The following is a 10,989-nucleotide window of genomic DNA, read 5'->3' on the forward strand; positions in this document are numbered from 1 at the left end:
TGCAAATTCTGCCAGGAACATATTTTATTAATTTCCTTTAATATATTTATCCAATAATCTAAATAATAGCTTAATTCGTGACAAAAAATCCCCTCTCATAAATATGGGGTCATCATAAGGAAGTATCTAACCCTAATTAGAAGTAAAAATTACCCATCACCTGATTGTACGTATGAGCCGCAGTAAAACGATAGTAATTTGCTCGCCCAGCATCCATTTTTGTCATTCCCTTCACCGATGATTTTGCAAAGTCTTTACTCCATCCATCTACTGTTTTTTCCTTAAGACCTTGCAATGATACAGGCTGTCCTTTAATCGGTGAATCACTATAATATTGGAGGCCATTCTTGATAGTTCCAGAAGTAGCATCAATTGCAGAATCACGAGCAATCTCAACAGTTCTCCGCCCAGCCCTTACTAGAAGAGGCTTCTGCACATTCTTTCGTACTACCGGCTGCACACCCTTCAGCTTCTCAGGAGGTTCCGGCACGTATCCTTTAACACCTGATTTATATTTCATATATCCACCGGCCAAAGACCCTACCATAGATGCACCCGCCCCTGAGAAGAACATTCCCGTGGCACCCAGTAAACTCTTATCTTTCACATTATCGTCCATGTAATATGAAACAACATTATTTAAGCCACCTGTAGTACTATCCTTTACAACATCTTCCAAAGCCTTACAATCATTCAACATTGCCCCAGCCTTACGCGCATAAGGACTTACAACAGATTTAATCGGAGTAGTTACCTTTGAAACCGCAACGGAAGCAGCTTGCTTCATCTTCGCCAATTTTGAGGTTGTCTGAGCAATCTCCGACACCTTCTCTACCTCTTTCATCTTTGATGCAATATCAGCAACTTTTTTCAAATTGCCCAGACCGCCTGTCACAGCACCCGTTATAGCACCGGTAATAGCTCCCTTCAATGCTTCCTTACCAGCCTTAGACCAATCAACCTTCCCGCCAGACATCTTCTGCTCGATTACCGACATACCAGCACCCATCAAAGCACCCGATGCGGCACCAAATGCAGCACCACCCAGAGGGCCCAAACCAGTACCAACAGCACCAATCACGGCACCAGCAACAACCATCGCACCACCAGCCACGTACTCCCAGTTATTCCTTACCCAACCGGCGATACCAGAAGGTCTACTCTGCTTCTCGAAGTCCTCCACCGACACCGGCGACAAACCCCACGGATCCACCAAAGAAACCGGGTTACCACCCACCAGCGAGAACCGATCAGCACCCCAACCAGCACCCACAGGCGCAGCCAAAGGATCAGGCGCAGTAAAACGACCCACACGCGAATCCACCACGCGGGCACCCAACACCTCAAAACCAGAAGAACCCAGCACCACACCCGAAGCCGCAGAAACACCAACCAGCGAATCCGGCAACACCGGCGCACCACCAGCACCCTGAGCAGACGGCACAGCAGGGGCAGCAACACCCAAAGACGCCCAACCATACGGATCCAGCAGACCGGCACCAGAACCGGCACCAGGAACCAGCGAACCCACAGAAGGCATCGACGAGCCGCCCACACCCAGCACACGCGGAACAAACGAATTCTCATCCCACACCAGCGGGTGCATCACCGAAGCATCAAAACCAGCATTAGCGCGAGCACCGGTTGAGGGTACACCAAACTCGGGTGCACCAGCAGACGCACCACCGGCAGCAAGAACACGACCATCGGTAGAGGCACACAGCAGGGAGAAGGACACGGCCGAATCCTCAGCCGAATTCTCAGCAGAGCCCCACGATGCCACCGAGCTCACAAACCCGGCCGCACCATAGGTCAACGACGAGCCGGAACCATCCGAAGAAACCTGCAGAAGACGCGAATCATTACCGTCATAGGAGAACACGCTCGTCGAGACCGGCACCAGGGTGACGCCCTCAAGTTCCACGGACTCCGGGCACTGGCCCAGCCACGCCTGAGCGTCCTCAACAGCAGAGGCAAACTCAGCTGACTGGGAGCCGGTCTTCGCCTCATCCTGCACAGCGTAGAGGCATACTGCGCGAACGCGGGCACCCTCGTCAGTGACCAGCACCTTCACCCATGCATTCTCGGGCTGGGCGCTATCAAAGTACTCAACACGCACCAGCGCACCAGCAGCATCATAGGCCCAACGCAGGGTCTCGGTACCACGAACGGCAGAAGAGAGCATCTGCGCATCCGTGTAGGTGTACATGACCAGACCAGCCGGCGAATCCACACCGCTAATACGACCCAGATCATCACGAATAATCTCAGTGTGCAGAGCCTCAGAAGAGTCTGCCACAGCCGAGTCTGCCTCAGCAGGGCTCTCGGTCACAGAAATCATGTGCGCGCCACGGTAACCGAACTCGCGAACCCAGGTACCCGCCAAATCAGACACCTGCGCACGCACCAGCGCGTCTACCGCGTTGTACTCGAAGGAAGACTCCACACGAGACTCAGAGGTAACGGCGGTTCCATCCAGGCGGTACGCGGTGATATCAGTCTGCTTGACCATGCGGCCAGCAGCATCATACGCATAAGCGCTCGAACCCAGAGGGTGCACAAACTCAGTGCGCAGACCATCAGCATCGTAAGCGTAGGACAGCTCATAGCCGCCAGTCTCATCCATGTACGCGGTACGGAAAGACTCCGGAATCTGAGCACCAAACTCACGGCGCTGACGGACCAGACGACCCAAACGGTCATACGACTCAACGGTCACCACGGGAGCACCAAACGCATCAACGCCCGCATGGTCATAAGTCGTCATCGTACGGCGCGCAGAATCACGCTCCATACGGTACAGCAAAGAACCATTCACCGAATGGGAACAGGGAACACCGTCACGGTCATAACCGAAGGAATGTACAGCACCATTACCGTCAGTGCTGGTCAGCAGACGACCGGCAGCATCATAGGTAGAGGTAGTGCGCACACCCAGCGGATCCGTTACCGCCAGGACATTACCCATCAGGTCATACTCGTAGCTGGTAATACGACCGGCAGGGTCCATCACGGAGGTAACGTTACCCGCCTCGTCATAACGGTAATGGGTCACGCCACCAGCACCATTAGTCACCGCAACCACCTGAGAAGCGGCATCATAGGTAAACGAACGAGTACCCCACTTGTTATCGCGGATGCTCTTCACGCGGCCACAAGAATCCCAGGTATAGAACACCGGAGAAGCCACACCGGAACCGGTAATGGACAGCACACGACCGCACGCGTCATAGCGAACACGCGCCTCAGAACCGTCACCGTACACCTGGCGAATCAGACGGGAATCAGCGTCATACTCGTAACGAGTCACAGACTGCTCAGCAGTACCGGCAGCCTCATAGGTTGCAGCCAGTCGACCGCACACATCGTAGCTGTACTCGGTCACACGACCCGCAGGGGAAACCATGCGCACCATCTGGTTCGAACCGTTGTACTCGTAGCGGCTCAGACCACCCTCAGCGTCCAGCACCTCCACGGGGTTACCCGCACCGTCATAAACCATCGTGGAAACAGTCGGGTCGTCCGCATCCGCACTAACCTGCGGGCCAGAATCATCGGAGAGCACCTCGGTACGCACCGGGCGGCCCAGGTGGTCACACGAGATACGCACACGGTCAACACCATCACTAGTGGTGAAGGTCTTGCGAGAGGAATCAACCGAAGTACGTACGCTCACGCCGGTCGGGTCAATCAACGCGGTCAGAGTGCTTGCGGCATCATACTCGCGAGTCCACACACCACCGGCAGGGTCAATGGTGCGGACCAGACGCATCAAACCATCGTAGGCGTAGCTGAACTGCGCACCACCCGGCAGGGTAATGCGGTCAATATTGCCGTTCGTGTCAAAGGAACGCTCCATGCGGCGACCCAGCGGGTCAACCACTGCCACAATGTCACCGCTCGGACCGTACTCATACTCGGTGCGAGCACCGGCAGGGTCCACCGACGCTACCAGGCGACCGCCAGCAGCGTACTCAAAACGCCAGCGGGAACCATCCGGGTCCTGACGGCACACCATGTGACCGGCAGAATCATAGGTGAACTCAGTCTCCAACCCAAGGGCGGAAACAATCTTCACCAGGTGACCCGCAGCAGAGTACTCACAACGGGTCAGCTGCTGCTCAGCGTTACGAATACCGGTCAGCAGACCACACTCGTCGTATTCAAAGGAGACGGTAACGCCCTCAGGGCTTACCACGCGCTGCAACAGGCCGTCAGACCACTCAAAACGGGTCACATGACCGTTGCCGTCAGTCATGGAAGAGGGGTTACGCTCAAAATCGTTCGCGTATTCGTAAGTTACCGTAGTCATCGGGCTTACGGCAGGGTTCTGGGCAGGCTCCTGGCCTGAAACGGCTTCTTCAGGAGTGCGGCCCTGGGCTTCAGCCTCCATGCGGGCACGACGAGCCAGGCGGGCGGCACGTCGAGCGCGCGGATCCGTCTCAATAGCACTCACTGCCACAGAGACCACGCGGTCATACTCGTCATACGCAAAGAGGGTTTCAGCACCCTCATCAGTGACCTCACGAATAATGCGGCCGCGCTCATCGCTGTAGCGAGTGGTGCGGGAGCCATCGCGGTCCACCACACTCACGCGGTTGCCAAAGTCGTCGTAGGCATAGCTAGTACGCCCGCCTTCCGCGTCAACAATGGCGGTCAGGCGTGCGTACTGGTCGCTAACCCACAGGTTCGTGTAGGAGGCGTCTTCATTCGCGACGTCGGTAATGCCGTTCGGCAGGTAGCGGTAGCGAACACGACGACCGTATTCGGTGTCCTGCTCGGTAATGCGGCCGGTCGGGTCGTAGTAGTTCGTTACTTCAACAGCACCGGTACTGGCCACCACGCGGTGAATCAGGCCGGCAGCGTCGTGCTCATAACGGCGGGTACCGGCATCGCCGTGTACAGCACACAGGTGAGTACGACCGTCAAGGGTGACGTACTCATAACGCACAGACTGGCCGCGTGAAGAATGGATAGCGCCGACAAGGCCGCCTTCGGTGTACTCCACGTTGATACGTGCGCCGCGCTGATGCACGATAGCGCCAACGCGGCTGTCTTCATCGCGCAGGTATGCGACAGCAGTACCTGCTCCAGCGCTCATGCCCAGGTAAATACCGGTGAGGCTAAAAATGTGCTGGGTTCCAGAGTTGTCGGAGATGCGCAATAGGGACGAAGCGTCATAGTCCGTAGCGTGCAAAATATAACGCAGGGAGGGGTCAGCAGTAGAACCCTCTTCACCCGTCAGCTGAGTGAGGGGCAGCTCTTCAAGCCACCACGCTTCACGCGGAGCACGAGCGTAACCGTGGGTGCCGTCCTCACGAACAATTCGGTCGAAGGTAACCTCACGACCGTCAGCCATCGTCCAGACAGCGTTCTCAGCGTTCAGCTGCACGCGGCTCTCAATATTCGAGGACCAGCCCGCACCGAACACACCGGATACAGCGTGCTGACCGAAGACAGCCACGCTGTTGTACATGCGAGTTACAGCGCAGGCAGAAACCACGCCGGAGAACGCCATGTCGGTCTCTTCTTCAATGAAGTTACCGGTCGCAACGTTCACGGGGTCGTTCACATAACCGCTTGTGGTAGACATTCCTACTACAGTCGGCGCCGGAACTTTCAACTCGTGACGCTCAGTACTGGCACCAGCTGCACTGATTGCACCTTCCAGAGTGGAATTGGCAACGGTAATAATCTGGCCCGAGCTACCGTACTGCTCAAAGGTATCGGCTACGATGCTCAGCCAGGTTTTATCCTTGGCGTTCGACTGTTTCCATGCTTCAAAAGTATCAATAAGACTTTTAGCGTCAACAGTTCCCCACTGGCACTTATCCGCAAAGTCAGAAGCAAGTCTACTAATGTCGGGCTCAGATTCAAACTCAGTGCCGAGATTTTCCAAAGCCTTAGAGAGATCCCGAACAGTCGAAAGGCGCGCCGAAGAAACAGTCATGCTCCCCGAACGAGTCTCAGTACTCTCGCGGGGACCTAATGAGGTGGTATCGATTGTAGTATCTGGTACGTACGATTCTGGAGTCGGGGCCCCTTCTCCAAAAATACTATCCCACCACTTGCGGAAACCGCCCCAGTTACCATCATATTTCTTCTCGTACTCACGCATGAGTTCACGGTTTCGCTTTTCTTTTTGAGCCGCCTCTTTAAGGCGGTCCACCACATCAGCCAGCTGGCGGAAAACGTTGGCAATATTACGACCGTCACTAATAGTGGTATCAATATTTGCTGCCGCGATATCGGCATAGTGACCTACGAAGTCCTCCAAAGCTGTCGTCAGAGAGTTCTTCAGCGGAGGTAACGCACCGTCAATATTCTGTGCAATGGTGCGACAAGCGCCAGCAAAGTCATCCGACGTAGCATCATCGTACTTGACTTCTTCAGTATTCAGCTTCATGCTCTGTTGTCTTTCGGTGTGGTTAGTGCGGAAGTGGGGTGATTAAACAGATGTAGACAGACATGCACACCATGTCTGGAAAACAACGTGGGATATAACCGAATAACAGAAAACGCCGCCTACCGCACACCGCCCCATAACTGGGGATCGGGGCGGTAAACGGCGTTCACCAGGGGAGGCTTAGGCGCCGCCACCTGCCTGGAAAATATCGGTAGAAATCTGGTTGAGCTGCTCACGCAAGTCGGTCAGTTCCTGAGTCAGGTTACGCAGGGTGTTTTCTACGCCGGGCCAGGTATCATTACGGAAACGCTCAGCCAGGGGGCCGTCCCAGTTGTTGGGGTCCTTCAGCTGGTTACCCTGCTGGTTGAGGTTATTAATCTCGTTCTGCAGGCCGCCGTTAATGATGTTCTGCATAGCAGTAATAGCATCCTTGGCTGCCTGCGATGAGAGTACGCGATCAGACACGGTGATCCTCTTTCGTCGATGAATTGCCGGAAGATGTGCATTAGACACGCGAATATCAAATACGCACCTTTAGTGCTTCGCACCACTTTGAACACTACACCATCTCATATAAAAAAGCGCCCACAACATCCCCATGCAGGAAAAATTTCCAACAGTGGATACCGCATCTTAGTAGATAGACAAGCTTGTTCCCATCTCGCCAAGAACCTTCCTTGTGTACGGTATGCTATGAGATATATGCCACTCCACTAGAGGGCGCACGTTCAAGCAACTCGTAACCACATACGAAATGAGGGCTTCCATGTCTGAAAACACCCCGCAGCCGGCCGCACCGCAGCAGCCGCAATCCACCCAGCAGGCACCCGCCGCACAGCCCGCATCCGGCGCACCCGCCGAAGCACCGAAAAAGAAGAAGTGGGCGGCAGTAACCGCACTGGTTCTGGGCATCATCTCCGCAATTACTGGCTTCATTATTCTGGGCGCATTTACCGCAATCCCGACCGTTATTTTCGCGATTATCGCCCTGGTGATGGTCAAGCGCGGCACCGGCAAGGGCAAGGTCATGGCCATCGTTTCGCTCGTGCTGGTCGTAGTCGCGATGGTCACCTTCGTTCTGGGTAACAATGTGCGCGCTCAGAAGCGTGCGGAGCGTGAGCAGATGGCTCGCGAAGCGATTCAGAAGTGTGAGAGCAAGGAATTTGTGGGCGCCTACTACACCGAGAAGGACGGCAAGCGTTACTGTGCATACGGCGGCTGGCTCTACCCCGTAGACAACGACAAGTAAACCGGCTCTTCTGATTTATTAACCGATGATGCGATAGATGGGGGCGTTCGCGTGTGCGGCAGTCGCCGTGCCTGCGAGCGCCCCTCGCCGTATCTTCCGTGAGCGTTATGTATCTGGACCGTTCGGATAAATCCTGGAGCCCCAAAGCGCAGAGAACCGGGCACAGGAAAGCCCCCGCAGCCGAGAGTCATCCTCTCAGCCGCGGGGGCTTCACCGTATCAGCGCGTCCTCACGCGGCGAGCGCTACGAAGCGCGGCGGCGAGAACGCAGCACCATCACAGTGCCGGCGCCAAGCACCAGTGCGCCACCCACAGCCACAGACACCGCACCAAAACCAGTACGCGCCAGGCCGCCCTGCTGGGAGCTCACGCCACCCGACGCAGCAGACACACCAGACTGACCCAAAGAGCCGCCGCCAGTGCCACCACCGGAAATACCACCCGGGTACACGCCACCAGCAGAACCATCAGCCGAACCGTCAGAGGAGCCCTGCGCGTTCACGTCACCGGCAGCACCGGAAGCACCAGCCTGACCGGACTGACCACCCTGCGCGGCACCAGACTGCGCGGAGCCGGGCTGGTTAGCACCAGCGGTACCGCCCGGGGTTGCCGAATCCACACGGCGCACACCACTAAAGTCGTCCGCAGCCGCGTTCGGGTCCTTCGGCACGGCAGTCTCAAACGAGCACGCATCCGACGCCTTCTTACCCACAGCAACCGCAAGCTGCTGCACCGGGCTGCTCACCTCAGTACCATCAGCCAGGGTCGCAGAATAGTGCACGTCAAACATGTACTGGCCGGGCTCAGAGAACACCCAGTTCGCGTGCGCGTGCGTCGCGTAATCAATGTCGATCGTGGTCTTGCCGGTCGTCGAATCCAGCAGCACATCCGCACCGTTCAGCGACTCGGTGAACATGCCGAAGCGCGCACCCTCAGGCATGACCTTCGGCACCACGTGCAGGCGCACGGGGCCGCGCAGCTGCGAGTAGTCAATGTCCTGCGTGTTGTAGCCGGGCCAGGGCAGGCCGCTCTGCTGGGTCTGCGGCAGGCCGTAGAAGGCGGTGCCGACCGGGCCCATGAAGTTCAGCTTCTCATCAGCCATACGTTCGGTGCGCACACGGCGGGCGTTCTCGCTGACCGTCCACACGACCGAATCAAGCGGGCGCACGGTCGAATCAGCGTCAATGATGCCGCTGTCGTCGCGCAGACCCACGGACAGCTGGCGGTCCTTCAGGGTCGCCTGAATGTCCAGGTGGCCGTGCGAAATCTTGGTGCGGCCGTCAATCTTGCCGGGCACACACTGGTGGCCGGGGGTTCCGGGGGTGGACGGCTGCGCAGACGGTGCCGGGCTAGTCGGAGCAGGTGCGCTCGGGGTCGGGTTCGCGGGCGCCGGAGTCGTCGGTGCCGGAGTGGAGGGCGCCGGAGCAGGCACGCTCGGCTCTGCGGAGGCGGTCGGCACCGCAGGCACGGTCGGAACCTCGCTGGGGGACACCGACGGAACGGCGCTCGGCTCAGCGGTCGGAGCCTCGCTGGGAGCCTCGCTCGGCTCCGCAGAAGGCTCGGCAGAGGGCGCAACGGTAGGCTCAGCACTCGGCGACGGATCCACCGGAGCAGGCTTCGGCGCATCGCTAATGGGTGCGCTATCGGGAGCCAACGCACCGTGCGCGGTGTACTTGGTGCCCGGCTCGTAGTTCGCCGCAACCTCAGTGGTGGAGGCGGAAGCGTTCATATCCGGGTGGGTCAGCATCTTCACGCGCAGAGCCGTGCCCTTGTAGAACGACTCGTCACGGAAGGTAAAGCGCGCCACACCATCCTCGACGGAGCCTTCCAGATCGAGGTACGGGTAGACCGGGTCATCCTGGGCGTAGAAGCCGCCGCGCATGAAGCCGCGCACCTTCGGGTCCTTGAAGCGGACCTCAACGGTGCTGAAGCCGTTGCCGTTCGGGGTGACGGTCACGTCGTAGTCCATGCTGGTCGGCGTGTACTGCTGGGTGCTGAGTACGGTGTTCGCCTGATCCGGGATTTCTTCGGGCCAGGAGCCGTTACCGTCATCGCTGTACACACTCTCAGCCTTGCCGGGCTCGTAGGTGAGCTTGTGCGAGATCCAGCGGGACGCTTCCGCGCTGTTCGCGTCGGAGGTGTCGGGGGTGAAGACCGCCTGCAGCTGGGAACCCTCGCTACCGAGCATTTCAGACCAGGTGGCGGTACCGTTCACGACCGGCAGGTCGGTCAGGAAGTAGCCGTTGTTGTACAGGGTCAGGGTGCCCTTGAGGTTCTTGTTCGCGGCGGTGAAGGTGATGTCGCTGAGCTTGTCGTCGGCGTCCTTGTTCTTAGCCGGGTCAGCGTCCAGGCGGTGCGGTGCCACGGACAGCACGTACTTTGCGGCGTCCAGGTCACCGACGGGTGCCGCGTTGTAGCGGTCAACGGTGGGCACGGCGGTGGGGGTGCCGTCACCGAGCACGGGCTGCATGCCGCCAACCTGCCAGACCAGCTTCGACGGCTTGGAGCTAATGATGCGACCGTCGGTGGAGCGCGCCACGGTGCGGTAGGTGACCACGTAGCGGCCGGGGCGGGTGAAGGTCGTGGTGTTGTGGGTGTGGCTACCCTTGTCGAGCAGCCAGGAGTGCCAGCCGGTCGAGCTGCTGGAGAGCATGCGGTACACGTCGGCGGGGGCGTCGTCCGGGTTGTAACGGAAGAGCTCCATGCGGCCGGGGCCCTCAACGGAGAGAATGTCGGTAGCGAACACGCCGTCACGGAAACGCTCGGTGGGCACCTTCGTGGATGCGCCCAGGCCAGCCCAGATGGGGTCCTGGTTGCCGTAGGTCAGGTGCGGTGCCATGTAGAGGGTCTGGCCGGGTTCGCCGAGGAACGCCAGGGAGGGCGAGTCGCCCAGGGTCATGGTGTACTGCGACTTGCCGTCCCTGGTGCTGTAGCCCTTGCCGACCCAGTTGACGGTCTTATCCAGTTCGTAGGTGTCTGCGCCGGTCTTGTAGGGGTTCGCCTCGTTCATGAGGACGAAGGTGCCGTTCTGTTCGTCCCAGTATGCCTTGGGGGCGTCGACGTGGCCCTTGGTGGTGACGATTTTGCCGTCGTCGGGGCCCGCTGCGGCGGGGATGGAGGGGGCTGCGCCGGCGAGCGCGAGCAGTGCTGCGGCGGAGAGGAATGCGGCGGCGCGGCGGAGGGCGGGCTTGCCGCCGGGGATGAAGAGCGCGGGAGTGTGTGTGGTGACCCGTCGTTGGGTCTGCTTCTGAGAGCTCATGACAACCTTTCTCATTTTTCTATTTCTTAGCGTAGCGCTTTTGCAAATAATTGTCATTCAGAACCTAAGTGAGTAT

The 10,989-nt window shown here is 58.2% G+C and carries 4 protein-coding genes; 1 reads left to right on the forward strand and 3 read right to left on the reverse strand.

Going from position 1 to position 10,989, the window contains the following annotated elements; genetic code table 11:
* Positions 1-136: 136 nt before the first annotated feature.
* Together HMPREF2674_RS02980 and HMPREF2674_RS02985 are read right to left on the reverse strand one after the other, a co-directional pair.
* Positions 137-6,406, reverse strand: coding sequence for a DUF6531 domain-containing protein (locus HMPREF2674_RS02980; protein ID WP_084824417.1), 6,270 nt, complete (start codon positions 6,404-6,406; stop codon positions 137-139).
* 180 nt (positions 6,407-6,586) lie between these two features.
* Positions 6,587-6,871 carry a WXG100 family type VII secretion target gene (locus HMPREF2674_RS02985; RefSeq protein ID WP_070824776.1) on the reverse strand — a complete coding sequence of 95 codons (285 nt, stop codon included), beginning with the start codon at positions 6,869-6,871 and terminating at the stop codon, positions 6,587-6,589.
* Positions 6,872-7,172: 301 nt separating this feature from the next.
* Between HMPREF2674_RS02985 and HMPREF2674_RS02990 the strand changes: the two genes are divergently transcribed.
* A complete protein-coding gene (locus tag HMPREF2674_RS02990) occupies positions 7,173-7,655 on the forward strand; it encodes a DUF4190 domain-containing protein (protein WP_070824777.1) in 483 nt (160 codons plus the stop codon).
* Between the two features lie 243 nt (positions 7,656-7,898).
* Here HMPREF2674_RS02990 and HMPREF2674_RS02995 read toward each other — a convergent pair whose 3' ends face one another.
* On the reverse strand, positions 7,899-10,913 hold the full coding sequence (locus HMPREF2674_RS02995; protein ID WP_070824778.1) for a choice-of-anchor M domain-containing protein: 3,015 nt from the start codon (positions 10,911-10,913) through the stop codon (positions 7,899-7,901).
* Between the last annotated feature and the right edge of the window lie 76 nt (positions 10,914-10,989).

It is taken from the genome of Rothia sp. HMSC062F03, from assembly GCF_001836905.1.
In the GTDB taxonomy this organism is placed as follows: domain Bacteria; phylum Actinomycetota; class Actinomycetes; order Actinomycetales; family Micrococcaceae; genus Rothia; species Rothia mucilaginosa_A.